The organism is Stappia sp., from assembly GCF_965276915.1.
Classification (GTDB): Bacteria; Pseudomonadota; Alphaproteobacteria; order Rhizobiales; family Stappiaceae; genus Stappia.
The window spans coordinates 4,731,101-4,755,164 of the sequence record NZ_OZ255709.1; the positions used below are offsets into that span (position 1 = coordinate 4,731,101).

General features: G+C 66.9%; 23 protein-coding genes. 17 read left to right on the top strand and 6 right to left on the bottom strand.

The genetic code is table 11. The annotated features are described in order from the left end of the window. Positions 1–51: 51 nt before the first annotated feature. Positions 52–441 carry a RidA family protein gene (locus ACQY46_RS22095; RefSeq protein WP_428698111.1) on the bottom strand — a complete coding sequence of 130 codons (390 nt, stop codon included), beginning with the start codon at positions 439–441 and terminating at the stop codon, positions 52–54. Positions 442–678: 237 nt separating this feature from the next. Here ACQY46_RS22095 and ACQY46_RS22100 point away from each other — a divergent pair, with 237 nt between their 5' ends. From ACQY46_RS22100 to ACQY46_RS22130, 7 genes are all read left to right on the top strand, one after another. Continuing rightward, positions 679–2,220, top strand: coding sequence for an ABC transporter substrate-binding protein (locus ACQY46_RS22100; RefSeq protein WP_428698112.1), 1,542 nt, complete (start codon positions 679–681; stop codon positions 2,218–2,220). 115 nt (positions 2,221–2,335) lie between these two features. Continuing rightward, positions 2,336–3,283 (top strand): ABC transporter permease, encoded by a 948-nt coding sequence (locus ACQY46_RS22105; RefSeq protein ID WP_428698113.1) that lies wholly within the window; start codon positions 2,336–2,338, stop codon positions 3,281–3,283. 58 nt (positions 3,284–3,341) lie between these two features. Beyond that, complete coding sequence (locus tag ACQY46_RS22110) at positions 3,342–4,193, top strand: ABC transporter permease (RefSeq protein ID WP_428698114.1); 852 nt, start codon at positions 3,342–3,344, stop codon at positions 4,191–4,193. A gap of 4 nt (positions 4,194–4,197) precedes the next feature. Beyond that, positions 4,198–5,187, top strand: a complete 990-nt coding sequence (locus tag ACQY46_RS22115) for an ABC transporter ATP-binding protein (protein WP_428698115.1) — start codon at positions 4,198–4,200, stop codon at positions 5,185–5,187. Further along, positions 5,184–6,182, top strand: a complete 999-nt coding sequence (locus ACQY46_RS22120; protein ID WP_428698116.1) for an ABC transporter ATP-binding protein — start codon at positions 5,184–5,186, stop codon at positions 6,180–6,182. The genes ACQY46_RS22115 and ACQY46_RS22120 overlap by 4 nt, the downstream gene beginning before the upstream one ends. Continuing rightward, a complete protein-coding gene (locus tag ACQY46_RS22125) occupies positions 6,182–7,693 on the top strand; it encodes a M81 family metallopeptidase (RefSeq protein WP_428698117.1) in 1,512 nt (503 codons plus the stop codon). Before ACQY46_RS22120 ends, ACQY46_RS22125 begins: the two co-directional genes overlap by 1 nt. After that, entirely contained in the window at positions 7,683–8,765 is a 1,083-nt protein-coding gene (locus ACQY46_RS22130) for a D-TA family PLP-dependent enzyme (protein ID WP_428698118.1), read from the top strand. The genes ACQY46_RS22125 and ACQY46_RS22130 overlap by 11 nt, the downstream gene beginning before the upstream one ends. A gap of 33 nt (positions 8,766–8,798) precedes the next feature. Here the strand turns inward: ACQY46_RS22130 and ACQY46_RS22135 are convergent, their stop codons facing one another. From ACQY46_RS22135 to ACQY46_RS22145, 3 genes are all read right to left on the bottom strand, one after another. Then, positions 8,799–10,124 carry an HlyD family type I secretion periplasmic adaptor subunit gene (locus ACQY46_RS22135; RefSeq protein WP_428698119.1) on the bottom strand — a complete coding sequence of 442 codons (1,326 nt, stop codon included), beginning with the start codon at positions 10,122–10,124 and terminating at the stop codon, positions 8,799–8,801. Beyond that, positions 10,121–11,836 (bottom strand): type I secretion system permease/ATPase, encoded by a 1,716-nt coding sequence (locus tag ACQY46_RS22140; RefSeq protein ID WP_428698120.1) that lies wholly within the window; start codon positions 11,834–11,836, stop codon positions 10,121–10,123. Before ACQY46_RS22140 ends, ACQY46_RS22135 begins: the two co-directional genes overlap by 4 nt. An 87-nt stretch (positions 11,837–11,923) precedes the next feature. After that, positions 11,924–12,625: a GntR family transcriptional regulator gene (locus ACQY46_RS22145; RefSeq protein WP_428698121.1), complete on the bottom strand. Its 702-nt coding sequence runs from the start codon at positions 12,623–12,625 to the stop codon at positions 11,924–11,926. Positions 12,626–12,901: 276 nt separating this feature from the next. On the opposite strand from ACQY46_RS22145, the gene uxaC reads away from it, so the two are divergent. The 9 genes from uxaC (at position 12,902) to uxuA (ending at position 21,801) form a co-directional block, all read left to right on the top strand. Next, positions 12,902–14,308, top strand: a complete 1,407-nt coding sequence (gene uxaC / locus ACQY46_RS22150; RefSeq protein WP_428698122.1) for a glucuronate isomerase — start codon at positions 12,902–12,904, stop codon at positions 14,306–14,308. Between the two features lie 32 nt (positions 14,309–14,340). Further along, positions 14,341–15,321, top strand: coding sequence for a TRAP transporter substrate-binding protein (locus ACQY46_RS22155; protein WP_428698123.1), 981 nt, complete (start codon positions 14,341–14,343; stop codon positions 15,319–15,321). A 111-nt stretch (positions 15,322–15,432) separates the two neighbouring features. Next, a complete protein-coding gene (locus ACQY46_RS22160) occupies positions 15,433–15,912 on the top strand; it encodes a TRAP transporter small permease (protein WP_428700550.1) in 480 nt (159 codons plus the stop codon). 5 nt (positions 15,913–15,917) lie between these two features. Beyond that, positions 15,918–17,198 (top strand): TRAP transporter large permease, encoded by a 1,281-nt coding sequence (locus tag ACQY46_RS22165; protein ID WP_428698124.1) that lies wholly within the window; start codon positions 15,918–15,920, stop codon positions 17,196–17,198. Positions 17,199–17,214: 16 nt separating this feature from the next. Next, positions 17,215–17,532, top strand: a complete 318-nt coding sequence (locus tag ACQY46_RS22170; protein ID WP_428698125.1) for a cupin domain-containing protein — start codon at positions 17,215–17,217, stop codon at positions 17,530–17,532. A gap of 68 nt (positions 17,533–17,600) precedes the next feature. Further along, positions 17,601–18,425: a 5-dehydro-4-deoxy-D-glucuronate isomerase gene (gene kduI / locus ACQY46_RS22175; protein WP_428698126.1), complete on the top strand. Its 825-nt coding sequence runs from the start codon at positions 17,601–17,603 to the stop codon at positions 18,423–18,425. Beyond that, entirely contained in the window at positions 18,422–19,180 is a 759-nt protein-coding gene (gene kduD / locus ACQY46_RS22180) for a 2-dehydro-3-deoxy-D-gluconate 5-dehydrogenase KduD (RefSeq protein ID WP_428698127.1), read from the top strand. The genes kduI and kduD overlap by 4 nt, the downstream gene beginning before the upstream one ends. Continuing rightward, positions 19,170–20,615, top strand: coding sequence for a mannitol dehydrogenase family protein (locus ACQY46_RS22185; RefSeq protein WP_428698128.1), 1,446 nt, complete (start codon positions 19,170–19,172; stop codon positions 20,613–20,615). The genes kduD and ACQY46_RS22185 overlap by 11 nt, the downstream gene beginning before the upstream one ends. Further along, positions 20,608–21,801, top strand: coding sequence for a mannonate dehydratase (uxuA, locus tag ACQY46_RS22190; RefSeq protein WP_428698129.1), 1,194 nt, complete (start codon positions 20,608–20,610; stop codon positions 21,799–21,801). The genes ACQY46_RS22185 and uxuA overlap by 8 nt, the downstream gene beginning before the upstream one ends. Before the next feature lie 40 nt (positions 21,802–21,841). On the opposite strand, the gene ACQY46_RS22195 is transcribed toward uxuA, so the two are convergent. Further along, positions 21,842–22,831, bottom strand: coding sequence for an AraC family transcriptional regulator (locus tag ACQY46_RS22195; protein WP_428698130.1), 990 nt, complete (start codon positions 22,829–22,831; stop codon positions 21,842–21,844). Positions 22,832–22,845: 14 nt separating this feature from the next. On the opposite strand from ACQY46_RS22195, the gene ACQY46_RS22200 reads away from it, so the two are divergent. Further along, a complete protein-coding gene (locus ACQY46_RS22200; RefSeq protein WP_428698131.1) occupies positions 22,846–23,595 on the top strand; it encodes an SDR family oxidoreductase in 750 nt (249 codons plus the stop codon). Positions 23,596–23,729: 134 nt separating this feature from the next. Here the strand turns inward: ACQY46_RS22200 and ACQY46_RS22205 are convergent, their stop codons facing one another. Then, positions 23,730–23,939, bottom strand: a complete 210-nt coding sequence (locus ACQY46_RS22205; RefSeq protein WP_306029541.1) for a cold-shock protein — start codon at positions 23,937–23,939, stop codon at positions 23,730–23,732. Between the last annotated feature and the right edge of the window lie 125 nt (positions 23,940–24,064).

Sequence of the window (24,064 nt, forward strand, 5' to 3'; positions counted from 1 at the left end):
GCCTCCCCGCCCTCCTGCCGCGCGCCGGACGGGCGCGCGTTGCGTGCAAGGTTATTCGGGTTTGTAGGCGATGACATCCATCTCGACCTTGGCATCCACCATCAGCGGCGACTGGACCGTCGAGCGGGCGGGAGGATTGTCGATGAAATGCCGCTCGAACACGGCGTTGAAGCTGGAGAAGTCGCGCGCGTCGTCGAGCCAGACATTGACCTTGACCACGTGCTCCAGTCCGCAGCCGGCAAGCGCCAGAACGGACTTGATGTTCTCCATCACCTTTTCCGTTTGCGCGACGATGCCGCCGGAAATGATCTCGCCGCCTTCCGCCGGCACCTGGCCGGAGACATAGACGAAGTCGCCGGCGCGCACCGCCTTGGCGAAGGGGCGCTTCTGCCCGCCCGCCGCCAGATCGGCCGTATCATAGCGAGTAATGCCAAGGGTCATCTTGTTTCTCCAATCAATATGAAAGTTTCTTTCATTATCTACCGCAGTTTAGCTGATTTTTCAAATTCCCGTTTGACAGTTTCGCACAATTATGAAAATTTTTTACATAACGAGCAGCCGATCGAAGAACCGGCGATCGTTGGATGACCTGTCTCGCCCCGATATTTCGCGGGACTGCGGATCATCCGGCCTGACACCATAGGAGCCACCAGAGGTCCCTTGCACTGGAGGAGTGACATGTTTCGGAAGAATCGTTGGAAAACGGTGCTCGCCGCCGCCCTTGCGACGTCGATGGCCAGCACGGCCTTTGCCGCCGGCACCCTGCGCTACGCCACGATCGGCGAGCCGCCAAGCCTTGACCAGCACGTGGTCACCTCGGATCTCGCGACCACCATCGCCCATCACATGTTCGAGGGGCTCTACACGTTCGACGCCAGCAACGCGCCCGTGCCGCTGCTCGCCGAGAGCGACCGGATCGAGGATGACGGCAAGACCATCGTCATCACCCTGCGCAAGGATGTCACCTTCCACAATGGCGAGGACATGACGTCCGCCGACGTCGTCGCCTCGCTGGAGCGCTGGGGCGAGCACGGCTCGCGCGGCAGCCTGCTGTTCGCCAATGTCGAGAGCGTCGAGGCGACCGGCGACCTTGAGGTCACCATCCGCCTGAAGGAGCCCTTCGGCCCCTGGAAGAACCTGATGGCCTTCATCAATGGTGGCCCGGCGATCTATCCGGCCTCCGTCGCCCAGGGCGCCGGCAAGGAGCCGATCGCCCCCGAACAGTATATCGGTACCGGTCCCTACCGCTTCGGCGAATGGCAGCCGAACCGCCATGTCGAGCTCGTCCGCTTCGACGACTACGATTCGCCCGCCGGCGAGCCGAACGGCTATGGCGGTGCCCGCAAGGCGGGGTTCGACGCCCTGCGCTTCATCCCGGTTCCCGATGTCGGCACCCGCGTCAGCGGCCTGCAGGCCGGCGACTACGACTATGCCGAGAACATTCCGGGCGACCTCTTCGCCGATCTCGACGCCAACCCGGACGTGAAGACGATCCTCAATGGCGGCCCGATCTTCGGCCTCGTCTTCCTGAACTCCAAGGACGGACCTCTGAAGGAGAACTTCGCCCTTCGCCGCGCCATCCAGGCGGCGCTGAACAAGACGCCGGCCCTTCAGGTCGCCATCGGCCCGGAAAAGCTGTGGCGCGCCAACGGCTCGTTCCAGCCGGAAGGCAATGTCTGGTACACCGACGCAGGCACCGACAACTTCAGCAAGGGCGACGCGGCCGGGGCCAAGTCGCTGGCGGCCGAGGCCGGCTACAACGGCGAACCCATCAAGTTCATGGTCTCGACCAACTACGCGTTCCACTACGACACGGCGATCGTCTACACCAAGCAGCTCGCCCAGGCCGGCTTCAACATCGACCTTCAGGTCTATGACTGGGCGACGCTCATCAAGAAGCGCGCCGAACCGGACCAGTGGGACCTGTTCTTCACCCATCACGGCTTCGTTCCCGACCCGATCCTGATCTCGGTCATGAACAACAACTACCCCGGCTGGTGGGCAACCCCGGAAAAGGCGGCGCTGAAGGCGAAGTTCACCGCCTCGTCCGACCCGGCCGAGCGGCAGAAGCTCTGGTCCGAGATCCAGGCCCTGATCTACGAGCAGGTGCCGACAATGAAGACGGGCGACATCTACACCTACAACATCGCCTCGCCGCGTCTTGAAGGCCTCGGGGAAGCGACCCTGATCTGGCCGCACTTCTGGAACGTCTCCAAGTAAGAGGCTTCCTCCCGGTCCCCTCCGGCCTTTGCGAAACGCCGTCCGTCGGACGACACTGAACGCAAGGGCCGGGGGCGGGCTGGCCGCCCCCGATACATCGCGGAAAGATACGCTCATGCTCGGATATGCGACGCGGAGACTGCTGGCGCTCGTGCCGACGCTGCTGGCCGCTTCCCTGCTCGTCTTCCTCTTCGTCCACCTGATCCCCGGCGACCCGGCAGCGGTGTTGCTCGGCGACAGCGCGACGCCGGAGGAAATCGACGCGCTGACCCGCGAAATGGGTCTCGACCAGCCGCTCTACCAGCAATACCTGCTGTGGCTCGGCAACGTGCTGCAGGGCGACTTCGGCACCTCGATCTTCTTCCGCACGCCGGTGACCAGCGTCATCGCCGACGGCGCCGAGACCTCGGTCCTGCTGGCCGTCATGACGATGGTCTGGATCGTCCTTCTCGGCGTGCCGATCGGCGTCACGGCGGCGACGAAGCACGGCACCTGGATCGACCAGGTCACCTCCGGCGGCGCCATGCTCTTCGCCTCGGTGCCTACCTTCTGGCTCGGCCTCTACCTGATCCTGATCTTCTCGGTGACGCTCGGCTGGCTGCCCTCGTCCGGGTTCCCGTCGGTTTCCGACGATGGCGGGCTCGCCAACCTGCGCTACCTGCTGCTGCCGAGCTTCACGCTCGCGGCTCCCAACGCGGCGCTGATCATCCGTCTGGTGCGCGCCTCCATGCTCGACGTGCAGCGCGAGGACCATGTCCGCACCGCCCGCGCCAAGGGCCTCGCTCCCTGGAAGGTCGCGACAAAGCATGTCTTCCGCAACGCGCTGATCGCCGTCGCCGCCGCCTTCGGCTTCACCTTCGCCGCCCTCGTCTCCGAGGCCGTGGTGACGGAGACCGTCTTCTCGCTGCCCGGCATCGGCCGCCTCGTCGTCCAGTCGATCCTGCGGCGCGACTATCCCGTCATCCAGGGCGTCATCCTGATCATCGTGGTGCTCTACATGGTCATCAACCTGCTGGTCGATCTCGCCTATGCCTGGCTCGACCCGAGAGTGTCGCTAAAATGACCCGCTTCACCGCCCCCCGCGCACTCGCCCCTTCCACCGTCGCGCAAGGAGGTCCGGCATGACCGTGCTCGCCGTCACGGGACGCATTTTCCGCGGCCGTCTGCTGGCCAGCCTCGGCCTCGCTTGGCTCTGCCTCGTCGTCCTCGCCGCAATCTTCGCACCGCTGATCGTGCCCTACGATCCGCTCGACATCGATCCGGTCGTCCGTCTCACCCCGCCCGGCGCGGAACATCTGTTCGGCACCGACCATTTCGGCCGTGACACCTTCTCGCGCAGCATCTACGGCGCCCGCATGGCGATCGTCATCGGTATCGGCTCCGTCTTCGTGGCGCTGGTCGCCGGCGGGCTCACCGGCATGCTTTCGGCCTACTACACCCGGCTCGGCAGCGTCCTGATGCGTGTCGTCGACGTGCTCATGGCCTTCCCCGCGCTGCTGCTCGCCCTCGTCCTGATGACGCTTCTGGAACGCAGCGTCGTCAACACGGTGATCGTCATCGGCATCGTCTACGCAACGACCACCGCCCGCATCCTGTTCGGCATGACGCTGAAGCTGAAGGGCGAGGTGTTCGTCGACGCCGCCACCTGTTCGGGCGCCGGCAATGCCAGCATCCTGTTCCGCCACATCCTGCCCAACCTGGTCTCGCCGCTGCTTGTCCAGGCAAGCTTCATCTTCGCCTTCGCCCAGCTCCAGGCCGCCGCCCTCGACTTCCTCGGCCTCGGCCTGCCTCCGGAGGTGCCGAGCTGGGGCAACATGCTGGCGGAATCGCGCATCTACGTGACCCGCGCCTCCTGGCTGCTGCTCTTCCCCGGCGCGCTGATCATCCTGTCGGTGTTTTCCATGAACCTCGTCGGCGATGCGCTGCGCGACAGCATCGACCCGCGCTTCAAGAACGACATCAAGGGGGTCTGAGGCGATGACAAGCAAGGCTGAAAGACTGCTCGACATGCGCGGCCTGACGCTGGCCGTCGCCACCGGCGAAGGACTGCTGACGGTGGTCAAGGATCTCTCGCTGACGCTCGACGCGGGCGAGACGCTCGGCATCGTCGGCGAGAGCGGCTGCGGCAAGAGCCTGACCTCGCTCGCCATCATGGGCCTGCTGGAAGGAACGCCGGTGCGCGTGCTTTCCGGCGAGATCCTGTTCCAGGGTCGCGACCTCCTGCGCCTGCCGGCACGCGAGCGGCGGGCGATCATGGGCAACGAGATGTCGATGATCTTCCAGGAGCCGATGACCTCGCTCAACCCGGTCTACCGGATCGGCGACCAGATCGTCGAGACGGTCCGCGAGCACAGGCGGATGTCGAAACGGGCGGCGCGGGAGCGGGCGCTGGAACTGCTCACCATGGTGCGCATCCCCGATCCCGCGGGCCGCCTCGACAGCTACCCGCACCAGCTCTCCGGCGGCCAGCGCCAGCGCGTGATGATCGCCATGGCGCTCGCCGGATCGCCGCGCCTTTTGATCGCCGACGAGCCGACAACGGCGCTCGACGTCACGGTCCAGGCGCAGATCCTCAGGCTCATCGTCGACCTTCAGAAGGAGACCGGCATGGGCGTGATGCTGATCTCGCACGACCTCGGCATCATCGCCGAGACCTGCAACCGCATCGCCGTCATGTATAGCGGACGCTGCGTGGAAACCGCCACCGCCGCCGACCTGTTCGGCTCGATGCGCCATCCCTACACGCGCGGCTTGCTGGACTCGATCCCCGAGGCCGACGAGGACGTCGAGCGGCTCACCGCCATTCCCGGCCGCGTGCCGATGCTGGACGAGACGCTCGCCGGTTGCGCCTTCCATCCGCGCTGCTTCCGCGCCGGCCGCGGCTGCAACGAGGTCGTGCCGGGCCTCGACGTGATCAGCCCCTCCCATCTTGCCCGCTGTCACTACCCGCTGGAGCAGGACGCATGAGCGACACCGCAACGCCCCTCCTTCGGGTCCGCGACCTGAAGACCCATTTCTCCCTGCGCAAGGCCGGCCTGTTCGGCGGCAAGGCGCGCGTGCTGAAGGCCGTCGACGGCGTCTCCTTCGACCTTGCGAAGGGCGAGGTGCTCGGCATTGTCGGCGAGAGCGGCTGCGGCAAGTCGACGGTCGGGCGCACCCTGACGAAGCTGGAACCGGCGACCGCCGGCGAGGCGCTTCTTGACGGGCGCGACATCCTGCCCCTGTCGCCCTCCGCCTTCCGGCCGCTGCGCCGCGACATCCAGATGATCTTCCAGGATCCCTTCGCCTCGCTCAATCCGCGTCTCACCATCGAGCAGACCCTGGCCGAGCCCGTCCGCATCCACGGGCTGGCGAAGGGGCGCGAAGCGATCCGCGCCCGCATCGCCGACACGCTTTCCAAGGTCGGCCTCGATCCGAAGGTGATGCACCGCCACCCGCACGAGTTCTCCGGCGGCCAGCGCCAGCGCATCGGAATCGCGCGGGTGATGATCGTCGAGCCGCGCCTCGTCATCGCCGACGAGGCGGTCTCCGCGCTCGACGTCTCGATCCAGGCGCAGGTGCTCAACCTGATCAAGGACCTGCAGCGCGAAAGCGGCATCTCGATGCTGTTCATCTCGCACGACCTCGGCGTCGTGCGGCACATTTCGGATCGCGTCGCCGTCATGTATCTCGGGCGCATCGTCGAGACGGCGCCGAAATCCGTCCTGTTCAACCGACCGGCGCATCCCTACACGCGCCTGCTGCTCGCCTCGATCCCGCGCATCCGCCCCGGACGCCAGCCCGTGACCGACCTCGGCGAGCCGGGCAATGCGGCCGCGCCGCCTCCAGGCTGCGCCTTCCATCCCCGCTGCCCCTTCGCCACCGATATCTGCCGCACCACCCGGCCGGAAATTGCGGACATGGGCGAGGGACAATCCACCGCCTGCCACCATGCCGGCCAGCTTCTCGGGGAGGCCGCCTGATGGCCGTGCCTAAACGTGTCTTCGTCGGATCGCTTGCGACCGAGACCAACACCTTCTCGCCGCTTCGCACCGACCTGCAGGACTTCAAGGACAGCTTCTACGCCCCTCCCGGCGCCCATCCGCCGACGCCGACCCTGTGCAGCGCCGTCTTTCCCGTCGCCCGCGAACGCGCCCGCCAGTACGGCTGGGAGGTGATCGAGGGCACCGCCACATGGGCCGAGCCCGGCGGCATCGTCAACGGCCGCACCTGGGAGTTCCTGAGGGACCAGTTGCTCGACGAGGTACGCGCGGCCATGCCGCTCGACATCGTCCTCCTCGGCCTGCACGGCGCGATGGTGGCGGAAAACTGCCTCGACTGCGAAGGCGAGATCATCGAGGCCGTGCGCCGCATCGTCGGCCCGCACGCCGTCATCGGCGTCACCTTCGACCCGCACAGCCACCTCAGCGCGAAACGCACCGGCAATGCCGACATCGTCGTTGTCTTCAAGGAATTCCCGCACACCGACTTCGTCATCGCGGCGGAAAGCCTCGTCGATCTCGTCCATCGCGCCTCGACCGGAGAGGTCCGCCCGCGCATCTCCGTCTTCGACTGCCGCATGATCGAGGTGCTGCCGACCAGTCGCGAACCGATGCGCGGCTTCGTCGACCGGATGAAGGCGCTTGAGGGACGCGGCGGCATCCTCTCCGTCTCCACCATTCACGGCTTCATGGCCGCCGACGTGCCCGATCTCGGTTCCCGGATCGTCGTCGTCACCGATGACGATGCGCCCGCCGGAGACCGGCTGGCGGAACGCCTCGGCATGGAGCTCTACTCCTTCCGCGGCCGGACGCGGCCCGAGTTTCTCACCCCCGCGGCCGCCCTTGACGTGGCGGCGGGCCTCACCGCCAACGGAGGTGGCGCACCTGTCGTCATCGCCGACGTGTGGGACAATCCCGGCGGCGGCGTGCCCGGCGATTCCACCATCGTCCTGCGCGAGATGATGGCGCGCGGCGTCGCAGATGCGGCGCTTGCCTCGATCTGGGATCCGATCGCCGTGCGCACCTGCATTTCCGCCGGCGAGGGCGCGCAGTTGCCCTTGCGCTTCGGCGGCAAGATGTCGGCGGCCGCCGGCGAGCCGATCGATGCAAAGGTGAGCGTGGAAAAGGTCGTGCGCGACGCGGTGCAGAGCTTCGGCACCAGCGTCGTGCCGCTCGGCGATTCCGTCACCATCCGCGTCGCCGGCATCAAGGTGGTGCTCAACACCGTGCGCTCGCAGATCTTCAGCCCCGATGCCTTTTCCAACATGGGGATCGACCCGCTTTCGAAGAAAATCCTGGTTGTGAAGTCGACCAATCACTTCCACGATGCCTTCTCGCGGATCGCCTCCGACATTCTCTATGCGGCAGTCGACGGGCCCTACCCCAGCGATCCGGCGAAGAACGACTACAGGAACCTCACCCGGGCCATCTGGCCGCGCGTCGAGGACCCGCACGCCGCGACAACCGGACAGGAACGCCTCCATGCGCGCTGATGCGCCCGAAAGCCTCATCGCCGAAACGCCCGCCATCGTCATCGACGAGGCCGTCGCCCGGCGCAACATCGCCCGCTTCCAGGCCCATCTCGACGGCCATGGCGTCAAGTCGCGCCCGCATATCAAGACGCACAAGCTGCCGCTCTTCGCCAGGGCCCAGATCGAGGCCGGCGCCAAGGGGATCACCTGCCAGAAGATCGGCGAGGCGGAAGTCATGGCCGATGCCGGCCTCGACGACATCCTCATCACCTTCAACATCCTGGGGCCGGCCAAGCTTGCCCGGCTGAAGGCGCTGGCCGGCCGAATCGCGCGCCTTGCCGTCACCGCCGACAGCGCGGTCACCGTTGACGGTCTCGCCGCCACGTTCGCCAATGGGCCCGCGAAGCTTCATGTCATGGTCGAGTGCGACACCGGCGCCGGGCGCTGCGGCGTGCAGACGCCGGAAGAGGCCACTGTGCTGGCCGCCCGGATCGACGCCGCTGCCGGCCTTGTCTTCGCCGGACTGATGACCTACCCGGCCCCCGGCGGGGCGGCCGATGTCGAGCGCTTCATGGGCGCAGCGCTCGCGGCGCTTGCCGAGCGCGGCATCGCCTGCCCGGAAATCTCGTCGGGCGGCTCGCCGGACATGTGGGCGGCCGGCGGGCCGGGCGGCGAAAAGAGCGTTGTTACCGAGTACCGCGCCGGAACCTATATCTACAATGACCGCTCGCTGGTCGAGCGCGGCGCCTGCGCGCTTGAGGACTGCGCCCTTGTCGTCGAGGCGACCGTGGTCAGCCTGCCGACGCCGACCCGTGCCATTGTCGATGCCGGGTCCAAGGCGCTGTCCTCGGACCTTCTCGGCCTGACCGGCCATGGCACCGTCATCGGCCACCCGCAGGCAAGGATCGTCGCACTCAGCGAGGAACACGGCACCATCGAGGTGCCCGCCGGCAGCCTTGCGGTCGGCGACCGCGTCCGCATCGTGCCGAACCATGTCTGCGTGGTGTCCAACCTCTTCGACACGGCCTTCCTGAAGAAGTCCGACGGCACGATCGGGGAGATCGCCATTGCCGCACGCGGCCGCGTGACCTGAGCCGCTTTCACGAAAGCCGTAGAAGGGCGTCCCTCAGCGCTCGCGCATCGCATGCGCGATCTGGTCGCCGAGCGGCTTGACCAGATAGGAGAGCACGGTGCGCTCCTGGGTCTCGACGAAGACCTCCACCGGCATGCCGGGCAGGAGGGCCTTGCCGTCGAGCTTGGCAAGCTCGCCCTCGTCGATGGTCAACCGGGCGGTGTAGTAGTCCGTGCCCGTACGTTCGTCCCGGCTGAGATCGGGCGCGATGCTGGCCAGATGCGCCAGCACCTCGGGTGTCACCCGCTGGTCGAAGCTCGGAAATCGGACCCGCGCCTTCTGCCCGGCGCCGATCTGGTCGATGCTGACCGGCGGGACCCGCGCCTCGATGACCAGCTGGTCGGTCTGCGGGACGACGCGCATCACCGTCTCGCCCGGCGCCACGACACCGCCGATCGTGTGGACGGCGAGCTGGTGCACATAGCCGCCGCGCGGCGCCCGGATCTCGATGCGGCTGAGCTGGTCCTCGGCGGCGATCTTCTGCTCCTCCAGCTGCGCGATGCGGGCCCGCACCTCCTGTAGCTCCTGCAGCACCTCGGCGCGACGCTCGTCGTCGAGCTGCAGCACCTGGATGCGCCGTTCGCTCATCGCCTCGCGCGCCTGCGCGATCTGCGCGATGTAGCCGCCGCGCTCGCCGACCAGCCGCGCCCGGTCGCGACGCAGCGCCGTCACCCGGTTGCGGGCGATCAGCTTCTTGGCAAGCAGGTCTTCCAGATCGCGCAACTCGTCCTCGATCAGCCGGATCTCGTCGCTCTTGCCGTCGCGCTGCGCGGCGAACCCCTCGATCTGGCGCTCGAACTGGACGATCTGCTCGCCGAGCTGCTGCTTGCGGCCGGCAAGCGTGCTGCGCCGTGCCGCGAACAGCGCCTGCTGGCTCTCCTCGATCTCCGCCCGGCCCGGCCCGTCATAGCCGCCGGTCGAAAAATCCGCCTCCTCCTCGCCGGTCTGCTCGGCGACCAGCCGCGCCTGGCGCGCGCCGAGCTCGACGAGCTGGCGGGTGATCACCGCCAGGTTGGCGCGCGTCACCGTGTCATCAAGGCGCACCAGCAGGTCGCCGGCCGCGACGCTGTCGCCGTCGCGCACGAGCACTTCCTTGACGATGCCGCCCTCGCGGTGCTGCACGTCCTTGACATTGCTTTCCACCACCACCGTGCCGCTCGCCACCACGGCGCCGGAAATCTCCGTCAATGCCGCCCAGGCCCCGACGCCGCCGACGAGCAGGAAGGCAAGCACCAGCGCCATCAGGAGATGCCGGCGAATGCTGCGCGTCAGCATGCGGTCGCTGGTCGCCTCGGACGCTGCTTCACGGGCGACCATCATGCCACTCCCTGCTGCCGCGCCGGGGCGATGATCTTCTTCAGGATCTCGGCTTTCGGGCCGAGAGCAGCGACACGCCCCTCCTGCAGCAGCAGGATCGTGTCGACCGCGGCGATCGCGCTCGGCCGGTGGGCGATGACAATGACGATCGAGCCTTTCTCGCGCAACGCCGCGACCGCCTGGGTCAGTGCCGCCTCGCCCTCCGCGTCGAGATTGGAATTCGGCTCGTCGAGCACCACGAGGAAGGGATTGCGGTAGAGCGCCCGGGCAAGCGCGATGCGCTGGCGCTGGCCGCCCGAAAGGGTCAGCCCGGCACCCCCGATCGGCATGTTGTAGCCGTCCGGCAACCCGACGATCATCTCGTGCACCTGGGCCAGCTGTGCGGCGGCGATCACGTCCTCGTCACGGGCCTGCGGATCAAAGCGGGCGATGTTTTCCGCGATCGTGCCCTCGAAGAGCTGGATGTCCTGCGGCAGATAACCGATGAAACGGGCAATTCGCTCGTCCGGCCATTGGGAAAGCTCGGCCCCGTCCAGCCGGATCGCCCCGCGCATCGCCGGCACCACGCCGACAATGGCCCGCGCCAGCGTCGACTTGCCGGAGCCGGACGGACCGATGATGCCGAGCCCGTCGCCTGCATTGAGCGCAAAACTCACCCCGTGAACCAGCGGTTCGCGCAGGCCGACCGGCGCGCAGAAGACCTGCTCCAGCTTCAGGCTCTTCTCCGGCAGCGGCAGGGCCAGGCGCGGTTCCGCCAGCGTCTCGTCGCCAAGCGTCTGGCGCAGGCGGGCAAGCCCCTGCCGCGCGGTGACGAAGCCGCGCCAGTGGCCGACGGCCTGCTCGACCGGCGCCAGCGCCCGCGAGGTCAGGATCGAGGCGGCGATCATCACGCCCGGCGTGATCTCCTGGCCAATGGCAATCCAGGCACCGACACCGAGAATTGTCGATTGAAGCAGGAACCGAAATGCCTTGATCGTCGAGCCGAACAGCGTCATCCGGTCGGTCGCGATCCGCTGCTTGACCAGGAAGCGGTCGTTGGCCTCCTCCCAGCGCGACTTCAGCGCCTCCCCCATGCCCATGGCGCGCACCGCCTCGGCATTGCGCCGGCCTGTCTCCACATGGGCGGCCCTGAGTGCGCCTTCGCGCGCCGCTTCCGCCGCGGGCCCGCGCGAGAAGGCCTCGTTGAGGGCGATCAGCGCGCAGATCACCAGCGCGCCGGCAACCGCCACATAGCCGAGCACGGGATGGAACAGGTAGACGATGGCCAGATAGACCGGCATCCAGGGCAGGTCGAAGATCGCCGACGGCCCGGCCCCCGACAGGAAATGACGCAGCGCGTCGAGGTCCTGGACGGGGCGCACCGCCTCGCCGCGCTGGCCGAGCATCAGCGGCAGGCGGTTCGACACCCGGTAGGCGATGGCCGACAGCCTTGCATCGACCCTTTGCCCGAGGCGGGAGAGAATGCGGCCGCGCAGCGTTTCGAGCAGGCCGAAGAAGATGAAGAGCACCGCCGTCAGTCCGCCGAGCACGACCAGCGTCGGCACGGACCCGCTCGCCAGCACCCGGTCATAGACCTGCAGCATGAACAAGGGACCGGTCAGCATCAGCAGGTTGATCAGGAGGCTGAGGCCGCCGGTGCCCGCAAGCGCTGCCCTCAGGGACCGCAGTGCCTCGGACACCACCGAACCGTGCCGCGCGCCCGCTTTGTCGACCATTGCTGTTTCCCGTAATATGCAACCTTCGGAAAGTGGTGCAATCTGACTGCATTTGGCACGTCTGTCCACAGCAGAGGGGACCGCGCCTCAGCTCTCGTCCGGATCGAAATACTCCGAATGCGCCGCCCGGATCTCCTCGATGATCCCGGCGATGCGCCCCAGATGCGCCCGCATGCGCATGATCGCGGCCTCCTCGTCGCCTGATCGCAGCGCATCGAGGATCTCGATGTGGTCGTCCAGCGCCAGCTGCGCGCCGTTTTGCAGCGACAGGTAGCGCACCCGGTCCATATGCGCCTTGTGATCGCGGATCAGCGCCCAGACATGGCCATGGCCGGCGATCTCGCAAATCCGGTTGTGAAAGGCATCGTCGAGCGCGTGGAAGCCGGAACGGTCGTCACGGTCGACCGCTTTCTTCTGCTTGCCCAACAGCACCTCGAGTTCCGCAATGTCGCTCGCCGCCATCTTTGCCATCGCCGCACGCACCGTCTCAAGCTCCAGCGCGGTGCGGATGAAGCGTGCCCGATGCACCGCCTCGATGGAGATCGGCGTCACCACGGTCGCCCGTTGCGGACGGATCGAGACGAACCCCTGCTGCGACAGGCGGTAGAAGGCATCGCGCACCGGCTGCCGGCTGACCCCCATGCGCTTGGCAACCTCCGCCTCCGACAGCTTGGTGCCGGGCAGAAGGTCGAGGTCGACAACCCGGTTGTAGAGCTCGGCGAAGACGAGATCGGTCACGGACGGCACGCGCGACATGTCGAGCGCCCGAAGCTTGATCTGTTCCGTCATCCGCCTGTCTCTCCCTGTGGCGCGGCCCCGTCTTGTGTGGCGGGTTCCGCCCGTGTCCGCCGTGCCCCCGGCCCAATGCCGGGAACGGGAGCCGAGGCATCGCCTCCCCGCCTCCTTCGCGGACGCCTCGTCCTACAGACTGGCCACCGGTTTGACAATTCGTCGTAGCCGGCCGGGAGGGCGTTGACTCAACTTGCAGACTAACATATTAGATTACTAGCTTGATCGCCACCCAAAAAGAAGGTGGCCTCGGCGACACTTTCCGGGAGGACTGGAATGCCGCTACTGGACGATGACCGGCTGTTTCCGGCGGATGAGCGGACGCGCGGCCTTGCCCGTGCGCTCTACGGCTCGATCCGCGACCTGCCGATCGTCAGTCCCCACGGCCACACCGATCCGGCCTGGTTCGCGCTGAACGAGCCTTTTCCCGACCCCGCGCGCCTCTTCGTCGTGCCCGACCACTACGTCTTCCGCATGCTTTGCTCGCAAGGGATCTCGCTGACCGATCTCGGCGTCCCGCGCGTCGACGGCGGTGACACCGAACAGGACCCGCGCCGGATCTGGCGCCTCTTCGCCGGGAACTTCCACCTGTTCCGCGGCACCCCCTCGGCAATGTGGATCAACCACGCCTTCCAGGACGTTTTCGGCATCGACGAGCCGCTTTCGGCGGCGACGGCCGATGCCAGCTACGACCACATCGCCGACTGCCTCGCCCGCCCCGGGTTCCGCCCGCGCGCGCTGTTCGAACGGTTCAACATCGAGGTTATCGCCACCACGGAGCAGGCTCTCGATCCGCTCGACCATCATCGCGCCATCCGCGATGGCGACTGGGCCGGCCGGGTCGTCACCGCCTATCGTCCCGATGCCGTCATCGATCCGCAGTTCGAGGGGTTTGCCGACAATGTCGCCCGTCTCGGCGAACTGACCGGCGAGGATGCGACCGGCTGGACCGGCTATCTCGCCGCGCACCGGACGCGGCGCGGGTTCTTCAAGGCCCACGGCGCCACCTCGACCGATCACGGCGTGCCGAACGCACGCACCGAGAACCTGTCGCAGACGGCCGCCGCCGCGCTTTTCGACAAGGCACTTGCCGGTCGCTGCGACGCGGAGGAAGCAGACCGCTTCCGCGCTCACATGCTGACGGAGATGGCCCGAATGAGCCTCGACGACGGGCTTGTCATGCAGATCCATCCCGGCGCTTTCCGCAACCATTCGGACCGGATCATGGCCCGTCACGGTCGCGACAAGGGCTTCGACATCCCCACCCGCACCGACTATGTGCACGCGCTGAGGCCGCTGCTCGGCGCGGTTGGTCTGGAACCGGGCCTGACGATCATCCTCTTCACGCTGGACGAGACATCCTATGCCCGCGAACTGGCGCCGCTTGCCGGCGTCTATCCCGCGCTGCGCCTCGGTCCGCCCTGGTGGTTCCACGACAGCCCGGAAGGCATGCGTCGTTTCCGCGAGATGGCGACGGAGACCGCCGGCTTCTACAATACGGTCGGCTTCAACGACGACACCCGCGCCTTCTGCTCCATCCCCGCCCGCCATGACGTGGCGCGGCGGGTCGATGCCGCTTTCCTCGCCAGCCTCGTCGTCTCGGGACGGCTTGGCGAAAGCGAGGCATACGAGGTCGCCCGCGACCTCACCTATACCCTGGTCAAGGCCGCCTACAAGCTCTGACCCGGTTGTCACTGCTCAAGGGAGGAACGAGCATGAAACATTGGAAGAACCTGACGGCGGCGGTCACGCTGCTGGCGGCATCCGCGCTTTCGGCGCAGGCCGCGGACATGGTGCTGCGGTCGTCCGACACCCACCCGGACGGCTATCCGACGGTGGAGGCCGTCAAGCACATGGGCAAGCTGCTCGAGGAGCGCACCAACGGCCGTCTCGGCATCGAGGTGTTCCACTCCGCCCAGCTCGGCCAGGAAAAGGACACGATCGAACAGACCCAGTTCGGCGTCATCGACATGAACCGCGTCTCGCTCGGGCCGTTCAACAACATCATCGAGGAGACACAGATCCCCTCGCTGCCCTATATCTTCCGCTCGGTCGAGCACATGCACAAGGTCATGGACGGCCCCGTCGGCGAGGAGATCCTTGCCGCCTTCGCCGACCACGACCTGATCGGTCTCGCCTTCTATGACGGCGGCTCGCGCTCCTTCTACAACAGCCAGAAGCCGATCGCCTCGATGGGCGACCTTTCCGGCATGAAGTTCCGCGTCATGCAGTCGGACCTGTTCGTCGACATGGTCAGCGCCCTTGGCGCCAACGCCACGCCGATGCCCTATGGCGAGGTCTATTCCTCGATCCAGACCGGCGTCATCGACGGTGCCGAGAACAACTGGCCCTCATTCGAGAGCTCCGGCCATTTCGAGGTCGCCAAGTACTACACGCTCGATCAGCATCTGATCGTGCCGGAAGTCCTCGTCATGTCGAAGAAGTCCTGGGAGAAGCTCTCGGCAGAGGACCAGGCCATCGTCCGCCAGGCGGCCAAGGACTCCGTCCCGCACATGCGCAAGCTGTGGGCCGAGCGCGAGGCCGCGTCCGAGGCCAAGGTCCGCGAGGCCGGCGTCGAGATCATCACCGACATCGACAAGACGCCCTTCATCGAGGCGATGAAGCCGGTCTACGAGAAATACGTGACCTCCGACAAGCTGAAGGACATGGTCGCGCGCATCCAGGCGACGAAATAACCTGCTTGTAGGCAAGGGCCCGCGGCGGAACCACCGCCGCGGGCCGTTTCACGCCGGGAGGACGGGATCTTGCAGGACACACTGAAGGGCATTGCCCGAACCACCGCCGTCATGGCCCGGATCGCCCTGTGGCTTTCGGGCACCGGGCTGGTGCTGATGACCGCCTTCATCGCCGTGCAGGTGTTCTTCCGCTACGTGCTCAACGACAGCCAGTCATGGACCGAGCCCGCCTCGGTGATGATCATGGGCTGGTTCATCTTCCTCGGCGCCGCCGTCGGCATCCGCGAAGGCTATCACCTGTCCTTCGACGTGCTGCTCTATGTCCTGCCCGACCGCGTCAAGCTGATGCTGCACTCGGTCTCCGACGTGGTCGTCGTCGCCTTCGGCTTCGGCATGATCTGGTACGGGGCCCAGCTTGCCGAAAAGACCGCCGCCAACAAGCTGCCCTCGCTCGGCATCTCGGGTGCCTTCGACTTCCTGCCCCTCGTCGCCGGCGGCGTGCTCGTCGTGCTGTTCTCGCTGGAGCGCCTGGCGCGCCGGGCCGCCGGCCTGCCGACCGCCCGCTTCGGCGAAACCGAACTGGAGGATTGACCTCTATGGAGCTCTGGATCCTCTTTGGAACCTTCACCTTCCTGCTCTTGATCGGCACGCCCGTTGCCTTCTGCCTGGGCGTCGCCTCCTTCGCCACCATCCTCTATCTGGAGCTGCCCCCCGTCGTCGTCTTCCAGCGGCTGAACTCGGGCGTCTCGGTCTTCGCGCTGATGGCGATCCCCTTCTTCATCTTCGCCGGCGAACTGATGGTGCGCGGCGACATCGCCCGGCGCCTGGTGGCTCTGGCCGGCGCCCTTGTCGGTCACCTGCGCGGCGGTCTCGGCCAGGTCAATATCACCGCCTCGGTCCTCTTCGGTGGCATTTCCGGCTCGGCGGCAGCCGACGCCTCGGCCATTGGCGGGCTGATGATCCCGCAGATGAAGGAGCGCGGCTACGATGTCGACTACGGCGTCAACGTCACCGTCGTCTCCTCGATCATCGCGTTGATGCTGCCGCCCTCGCACAACATGATCATCTATTCGATCTCTGCCGGCGGGCGCATCTCGATCGCCGATCTGTTCACCGCCGGCATCATCCCGGGCCTGCTGCTGGCGCTCGCCCTGATGGTTGCCGCCTGGCACGTGGCCAGGAAGCGCGGATACCCGATCGACAAGTTCCAGGGCTGGGGCGCGATCGGCTATCTCTTCGTCAACGCCATTCCCGGCATCCTTTTGATCGCCATCATCTTCGGCGGCGTCCGCTCCGGCGTCTTCACCGCGTCGGAAAGCTCCTGCATCGCCGTCGTCTACGCGCTCTTCGTCACGGCGATTGCCTATCGCACGATGAGCTGGACCGGCTTCGTCGCCGCCACGACGGCAGCCGTGCGCACCACCGCCATGGTACTGCTCGTCATCGGTTGCGCCGCCGCCTTCGGCTGGCTGCTCGCCTATCTCAAGGTGCCGACGGCTCTTGTCGCCTTCATGCAGGACGTCTCGCAGAACCCGATCGTCGTCCTGCTCTTGATCAATGTGCTGCTGCTGCTGCTCGGCACCTTCATGGACATGTCGCCGCTGATCGTCATCACCACGCCGATCTTCCTGCCCGTTGCCCAGGCCTTCGGCGTCGATCCGGTCCATTTCGGCGTCATCCTGATCCTCAACCTGGGCATCGGCCTGTGCACGCCGCCGGTCGGCGCGGTCCTCTTCGTCGGCTGCGCCGTCGGCCGCATCACTGTCTGGCAGGCCGTACGCACCATCTGGCCGTTCTATTTCGCCGCCGTCGGCACGCTGCTGCTCGTCACCTATGTGCCGGGTCTGTCGCTGTGGCTGCCGGCCCTGTTCCGCTGATCCGGGAGCCTTCGCCATGCCGGCCCTCCAGACCTTTCCCGCCGTCACCGCCGACCCTGGCGTCATCCGGCAGGTCCTTTCCGACAGCCCGCAGCTGATGGTCGTCGCCTTCGATTTCGAGGCCGGCGCCCAAGGGAAACTGCACAACCACCCGCACATCCAGTCGACCTATGTCGAGAGCGGCCGCTTCGTCTTCTCGCTTGCCGGCGAGGAGTTCGAGGTCGGTCCGGGCGACAGTTTCGTCATTCCCTCCGGCGCGGTGCATGGCTGCCGCTGCCTGGAGGGTGGCCGTCTGGTCGACGGCTTCACCCCGCGCCGCGACGATTTTCTCTGATCGTTCGCGCACCCGTTTCGCGGCCGGCAGCCCCGCAGGCCGCACCCACCCCGTTTCGAGGATCCGCCATGCTGAGCGTTGAAACCCGCCACGCCATCCACCAGGACCATGCAAAGACCATGGGAACGGACGAGTTGCGCCGCCACTTCCATGTCGGCGACCTGTTCCGCGAGGGCGAGATCCGCCTCGTCTACACCCACTATGACCGCTTCGTCATGGGCGGCGCCGTGCCCGGTGCCGGAACCCTCGTCCTCGACAAGGTCGAGGAGACCCGCACCGCGACCTTCCTGGAACGGCGCGAGATGGCCATCGTCAACATCGGCGAGACCGGCAAGGTTTCGGCCGGGACCGAAAGCTGGACGCTGGAGCGCGGCGACGTGCTCTATCTGGGCATGGGCACTGGCGCGGTCAGCTTCTCCGGCGCGGGCCGCTTCTACATCACCTCCGCCCCGGCGCATCGCGCCCTGCCGGCGCGGCTGATCCGCCTGACCGAGGCCAACTGCGTCAAGCTCGGCGCCGTCGAGACCTCCAACAAGCGCACCATCAACCAGTTCGTCCATCCGCTGGTGATGGAAAGCTGCCAGCTCGTGCTCGGCTACACCACGCTTGAGGACGGCTCGGTCTGGAACACCATGCCCGCCCATGTCCATGACCGGCGGATGGAGGCCTATCTCTATTTCGACATGTCGGACGAACAGCGCGTGCTGCACCTGATGGGTGAGCCGCAGGAGACCCGCCATCTCGTTGTCGCCAACGAGGAGGGCGCGCTGTCGCCGCCCTGGTCGATCCATTCGGGCGCGGGAACCGGCTCCTACACGTTCATCTGGGCGATGGCCGGCGACAATGTCGACTACACCGACATGGACTTCGTCAGCATGGCGGAGATGAAATGACCGCCGCACAGCCCGCCGCCCCCTTCTCGCTTGCCGGACGCAAGGCGCTGGTCACCGGCGCCAATGCCGGCATCGGCCAGGCTATCGCGGTGGCGCTCGCCGCTGCCGGCGCCAGCGTCACCTGTGCCGGCCGCCGCGCCTCGGACGAAACGGTGGCCGCCATCGCCGCTGCCGGCGGATCGGCCGGCAGCCTGATCCTCGACTTCGCCGACCCGATGGCCGCGCGCGATACTTTCGCAGGCGCCGGCTACACCATCCTCGTCAACAATGCCGGCATCATCCGCCGCGCCGACAGCGCCGACTTCACCGAGGCCGACTGGGACGCGGTGATGGACACCAACCTGAAGGCGCTGTTCTTCACCGCCCAGGCCTTCGGCCGCGAGCTTTTCGCCAGGGACGAAGGTGGCTCCATCGTCAACATCGCCTCGCTGCTCTCCTTCCAGGGCGGCATCCGCGTGCCCTCCTACACCGCCGCCAAGCACGGCGTTGCCGGCGTCACCAAGATCCTCGCGAACGAGTGGGCGGCGAAGAACATCAACGTCAACGCCATCGCGCCCGGCTACATCGCCACCGCCAACACCGAGGCACTGCGCGAGGACACGGCCCGCAACACCGCCATCCTGGAGCGCATTCCCGCCGGCCGCTGGGGCGATCCGCAGGACATCGCCGGCACCGCCGTCTTCCTCGCCTCCCCCGCCGCCCGCTACATCCACGGCGCGGTGATCCCGGTCGACGGAGGCTGGCTTGCCCGCTGATCTGCTCCGCCTGTCCAGGTCGCCCGCACCCCGCCCCGCAACCGGCATCGTCCATCTCGGCCTTGGCGCCTTCTTCCGCGCTCATGGCGCCCTCTACATCGCCCAGGCGATGGCCGCCTCGGGCGGCGATTGGGGCATTGCCGGCGTGTCCCTGAAGCGCCCCGACCAGCGCGACCGGCTCGCCCCCCAGGGCTTTGCCTATACCGCGCTCGAGCTCCACCCCGAATGCCGCACCGCCCGCACCGTCGAAGTGCTGACCGATGTGCTGGTGGCGCCGGAAGATCCGGAAGCAGTCGTCGCGCTGATGGCCGCCGCGGGCGTGAAGATCGTCACGCTGACCGTCACCGAGAAGGGGTATTGCCACCAGCCGGCAACCGGGCGGCTCGACCGCGCCCATCCGGACATCCTCGCCGATCTCGCCGACCCGGACCGCCCGGTCTCGGCCATCGGCTTTCTCGTTGCCGCGCTCGCCCGCCGCCGCGCGGCCGGTATCCCGCCCTTTACCGTGCTGACCTGCGACAACCTTCCCGACAACGGCCATCTGGTGAAGGGCGTCGTGCTGGAACTCGCCGGACTTGTCGAGCCGGCCCTTGCCGAATGGATCGCAGCGGAAGCCCGCTTCCCCTCCACCATGGTCGACCGCATCGTCCCGGCAACGACACCGGAAGATCTCGACCGCGTCGCCGAGATCATCGGCCGGCGCGACGAGAGCCCGGTGCTGCACGAACCGTTCCGCCAATGGGTGGTGGAGGACGATTTCGTCGGCAACGCCCGACCCGACCTTGCCACGGCCGGGGTCGAACTCGTCGCCGATGTCGCCCCGTATGAACTGATGAAGCTGCGCTGCCTCAACGGAACCCATTCGGCGCTTGCCTATCTCGGCTATCTCGCCGGCCACGAGACCATCGCCGACACGATCGCCGACCCCGCCTTCTCACGCTTCGCCGACAGGGTCTGGACCGACGAGATTGTTCCCGGGCTCACTCCGCCGCCCGGCACCGACCTTGCCGCCTACACCACCGCGCTGAAGACCCGCTACGCAAACCCGGCGATCCGGCACCGCACCTGGCAGATCGCCATGGACGGCTCGCAGAAACTGCCGCAGCGCATCCTGTCCCAGCTCGCCGAAGGGCTTGCGGCCGGCCGGCCGATGTCCGGCCTCATCCTCGCCGTCGCCGCCTGGATGACCTATGTCGGCGGCACGGACCTTTTCGGCAAACCCATCGACGTGCGCGATCCGCTCGGCCCCCGCCTGCGCGCCGCGCTGGACGGCGCGCCCGACAGCGCGACCAAGGTCGCAGCCCTTCTCTCCTTCAGGGAGATCTTCCCGGCCTCCCTTGCCGCAGACGAAACCTTCCGCACGTCCCTGGTAGAGGCCCATGCCGGGCTTGGCCGTCACGGCGCGCGCCACATGGCCGAGGTCTCCCATGCTTGAAAGCTGGCGCTGGTACGGACCGCTCGACCGCATCGGGCTCGACGAGATCGCGCAGACAGGCGCCACCGGCATCGTCACCGCCCTGCACGAGGTACCCTATGGCGAGGTCTGGACGCGCGAGGCGATCGCGGCGCGCAAGGGCCTGGTCTCTTCCTCTCATCCCGACCTTGCCTGGACCGTGGTGGAAAGCCTGCCCGTGCACGAGCGGATCAAGCGCGGCGAGGGCGATCTTTCCGCGCTTTTTGCCAGCTATCGCCAGTCGCTCGCCAATCTGGCCGCCGAGGGCATCACCACCATCTGCTATAATTTCATGCCGCTGCTCGACTGGACCCGTACCGAGCTTGAAAGCCCGGTTGCGGGCGGCGGCACCTGCCTGCGCTTCGAGGCCGTCCATATCTGCGCGCTCGATCTCTTCATGCTGGAGCGCGAAGGTGCCGAGGACGACCACCCGCCGGAGCTGCGCGCCCGTGCCAAAGCCTGGTTCGAGGCCTCGGACGAGGCCGCCCGTGCACGGCTGACCCATGCCATCATGGCGGGACTGCCCGGTGCCTATGACCGCTACGACATCCCGGCCCTGCGCCGGGAACTGATCCGCTACGAGGGCATCGACGCCGACGCGCTCCGCGCCAATTACGCCCGCTTCCTGAAGGAGGTGATACCGGTCGCCCAGGAACTCGGCATGCGGCTCTGCGTCCATCCGGACGACCCGCCGCGCGACATTCTCGGCCTGCCGCGCATCGTCTCGGACGAAGACGACATCGCCTGGATCCTCGACTGCCTGCCGGTGCTGGAGAACGGCCTGACGCTGTGTTCCGGCTCGCTCGGCGCCAATCCGGCCAACGACGTGCCGGCGATCGCCGCCCGCTTCGCGGACCGCATCCATTTCGCCCACTTGCGCAATGTGAGGAAAGACCCGGACGGCAGCTTCGAGGAGGCCGCGCATCTTTCCGGCGACACGGACATGGTGGCGCTTGCCGCCGTGCTGCTGGCGGAGGAGCGCCGCCGCGAGAGGGAGGGCCGGCGTGATGCGGAAATCCCCTACCGCCCCGACCACGGCCACGCGCTGTTGTCGGACCTTGGCCGCGACACCCATCCCGGCTACCCGCTGATCGGCCGCATGCGCGGCCTTGCGGAACTGCGCGGCGTCATCAAGGCCCTGTCGCACGAGAGGACTGGTTGGCGGTAAGCAGCTGCTGCACCCTCCGCCCTCCGGCACCTGCCTCCGCTCACTCCGCGGCAGCCAGGGTCTTTGCAAAACGCGCCGGAGGGCATCCGACATGACGCGTAAACGCGGTGCTGAATGCACTGACGGAGCCGTAACCGATCCTGTCCGAGATTTCGGCGATCCCATGAGACCCCGCGCGTAGCATGTGTTTTGCCAGTGTCATCCGCCAGTTCAGCAGGTAACCCATTGGCGCGACGCCAACGATCCGGTTGAAGCGCGTGAAGAAGGCCGAGCGGGACAGCCCTGCCTGCTTCGCCAGGTCGGGCACGGTCCAGCCATGGCCGGGCGCGGCATGCAATGCCCGCAACGCCGGCCCGACGCGAGCATCGGTCAGGCCGCCGAGCAGTCCAGAAGGCGCTTCGGAGCCGGTGGATGAACGAAAAGCCTCGATCAGCAGGACCTGCAGAAGGTGCTCCACGACCACATCCCGCGCCGGGCGATCCGCGCGCGCCTCGTCCCGCACCAGTGCGGCCAGGGTGGCCAGGCGGCCTTCGCCGCGCACCACAACCATGTCCGGCAGAAGCGAGACCAGAAGCCCGGCATCGGGGCTCGCAAAACTGCAATGCCCGATCAGTTGCACGACCTCGGCGCGGCCCGGGGAAGCCCCGATTCGGACAATGCCGTCCTCACCGGCAACGGGACGGCTGACGAGGCCCGGCGGCGGAGGCGGATCGAGGCTTGAAACCGTGAAGGCAGCGACAGCGGGAACAAGGACAAAGTCACCGGCACAAAGATCCAGCGGCGGCCTGCCATCCACCTGCAGACGAAGCCTCCCGGCCAGCACCATGCAATAGAACACCTCGTCGACGTCATCCCGTCGCACACGGAAGGGCCCCGACGCCTCGGCGAGCTTCGAACGGGGCGCCTGCGGTCGCAAAAGCGAGATGACTTCTGAGAGCGGATCAGCCATTTCGGACTTTCGATAAACAGAAAAGGACTTCAGTCCATAGAACATCCGGTTCATCCGGTCGATATCAAAGCCGTCCAACAACAGGAGACTTCTCCATGACGACCGTGATGATCACAGGATGTTCCTCGGGCTTCGGTCTTGAAACCGCGCGCCACTTCCTCGACCGGGGCTGGTCCGTCCTTGCCACCATGCGCAAGCCCGATGAGACGCTGCTGCCCGCCTCGGAGCGTTTGCGTGTCCTGCCGCTGGACGTGACCGACACCCGGAGCATCGCCCGCGCCGTGGAAGCCGCCGGCGAGATCGATGCGCTGGTCAACAATGCCGGGGTCGGCTGGCTGTCCGCCTTCGAAAGCGCCTCGGAAGATACCGTCCGGCGGATCTTCGAGACCAACACATTCGGCACGTTCGAGATGATCCGCGCCGTGCTGCCGCAAATGCGGGCAAGGGGCGCGGGTGTCATTGTCAACGTCTCGTCCAGCGTCACGCTGAAACCGCTGCCGCTGCTGCAGGTCTACACGGCCAGCAAGGCTGCCGTGAATGCCTATACAGAATGCCTGGCTCTCGAACTCGCGCCACTTGGCATCCGCACCGCACTGGTCCTGCCGGGACGGGCCCCCTCGACGAGCTTCGGCAGCAACGCGAGAGCCTCGATGGCGGAAGCGAAAGAGACGCCGGAGGCCTACAAGCCTTTCATCGAGAAGGTCATGAGCGCGTTCATGGAAAGTGCCTCGGAAGAACCTACCCGGTCCGAGGATGTGGTTCGCGCCATCTGGCGCGCTGTCACCGATCCGGGCTGTCCGCTGCGCCTGCCGGCCGGCAGTGATGCCGAGGCGCTTGCCGCCTGACATGGGTCAGGCCGGGCAGCGACAAAACGCAAAAAGGCCGGGCGAACCCGGCCTTCTCCTGCGCCTCAATGATCCCTGCCAGTACATCCGTGGTCAGGTATCAGAAGCGCGATTTCATGAACGCGGCTTGCGCCTTATGCGTCCTGAAGGTTCTCGGCAGCGCTCTTGCCGCTGCGGCTGTCCTTGACGATCTCGAAGCTGACCTTCTGGCCTTCGACGAGGCTGTGCATGCCAGCGCGCTCGACAGCGGAGATGTGGACGAAGACGTCCGGCTGGCCATTGCCCTGCTCGATGAAGCCGAAGCCCTTGGCCGAATTGAAGAACTTGACGGTACCAGTGTTCATGACGATTTCCTTTTCGAATCGCGAACGGATAGGTGCTCACCGCGCATGGAACGCGGCGAACGGTTCAGATCGATTTTGATAGAGGAAGATCGCCGAAGGCGCGGTTGGCGCCAGGAACAAAGTTC

Excerpts from the sequence above, each read along its gene's own strand:
- ACQY46_RS22095 (WP_428698111.1), bottom strand. The coding sequence starts at position 441 with ATGACCCTTGGCATTACTCGCTATGATACGGCCGATCTGGCGGCGGGC.
- ACQY46_RS22100 (WP_428698112.1), top strand. The coding sequence starts at position 679 with ATGTTTCGGAAGAATCGTTGGAAAACGGTGCTCGCCGCCGCCCTTGCG.
- ACQY46_RS22105 (WP_428698113.1), top strand. The coding sequence starts at position 2,336 with ATGCTCGGATATGCGACGCGGAGACTGCTGGCGCTCGTGCCGACGCTG.
- ACQY46_RS22110 (WP_428698114.1), top strand. The coding sequence starts at position 3,342 with ATGACCGTGCTCGCCGTCACGGGACGCATTTTCCGCGGCCGTCTGCTG.
- ACQY46_RS22115 (WP_428698115.1), top strand. The coding sequence starts at position 4,198 with ATGACAAGCAAGGCTGAAAGACTGCTCGACATGCGCGGCCTGACGCTG.
- ACQY46_RS22120 (WP_428698116.1), top strand. The coding sequence starts at position 5,184 with ATGAGCGACACCGCAACGCCCCTCCTTCGGGTCCGCGACCTGAAGACC.
- ACQY46_RS22125 (WP_428698117.1), top strand. The coding sequence starts at position 6,182 with ATGGCCGTGCCTAAACGTGTCTTCGTCGGATCGCTTGCGACCGAGACC.
- ACQY46_RS22130 (WP_428698118.1), top strand. The coding sequence starts at position 7,683 with ATGCGCGCTGATGCGCCCGAAAGCCTCATCGCCGAAACGCCCGCCATC.
- ACQY46_RS22135 (WP_428698119.1), bottom strand. The coding sequence starts at position 10,124 with ATGATGGTCGCCCGTGAAGCAGCGTCCGAGGCGACCAGCGACCGCATG.
- ACQY46_RS22140 (WP_428698120.1), bottom strand. The coding sequence starts at position 11,836 with ATGGTCGACAAAGCGGGCGCGCGGCACGGTTCGGTGGTGTCCGAGGCA.
- ACQY46_RS22145 (WP_428698121.1), bottom strand. The coding sequence starts at position 12,625 with ATGACGGAACAGATCAAGCTTCGGGCGCTCGACATGTCGCGCGTGCCG.
- uxaC (WP_428698122.1), top strand. The coding sequence starts at position 12,902 with ATGCCGCTACTGGACGATGACCGGCTGTTTCCGGCGGATGAGCGGACG.
- ACQY46_RS22155 (WP_428698123.1), top strand. The coding sequence starts at position 14,341 with ATGAAACATTGGAAGAACCTGACGGCGGCGGTCACGCTGCTGGCGGCA.
- ACQY46_RS22160 (WP_428700550.1), top strand. The coding sequence starts at position 15,433 with ATGGCCCGGATCGCCCTGTGGCTTTCGGGCACCGGGCTGGTGCTGATG.
- ACQY46_RS22165 (WP_428698124.1), top strand. The coding sequence starts at position 15,918 with ATGGAGCTCTGGATCCTCTTTGGAACCTTCACCTTCCTGCTCTTGATC.
- ACQY46_RS22170 (WP_428698125.1), top strand. The coding sequence starts at position 17,215 with ATGCCGGCCCTCCAGACCTTTCCCGCCGTCACCGCCGACCCTGGCGTC.
- kduI (WP_428698126.1), top strand. The coding sequence starts at position 17,601 with ATGCTGAGCGTTGAAACCCGCCACGCCATCCACCAGGACCATGCAAAG.
- kduD (WP_428698127.1), top strand. The coding sequence starts at position 18,422 with ATGACCGCCGCACAGCCCGCCGCCCCCTTCTCGCTTGCCGGACGCAAG.
- uxuA (WP_428698129.1), top strand. The coding sequence starts at position 20,608 with ATGCTTGAAAGCTGGCGCTGGTACGGACCGCTCGACCGCATCGGGCTC.
- ACQY46_RS22200 (WP_428698131.1), top strand. The coding sequence starts at position 22,846 with ATGACGACCGTGATGATCACAGGATGTTCCTCGGGCTTCGGTCTTGAA.
- ACQY46_RS22205 (WP_306029541.1), bottom strand. The coding sequence starts at position 23,939 with ATGAACACTGGTACCGTCAAGTTCTTCAATTCGGCCAAGGGCTTCGGC.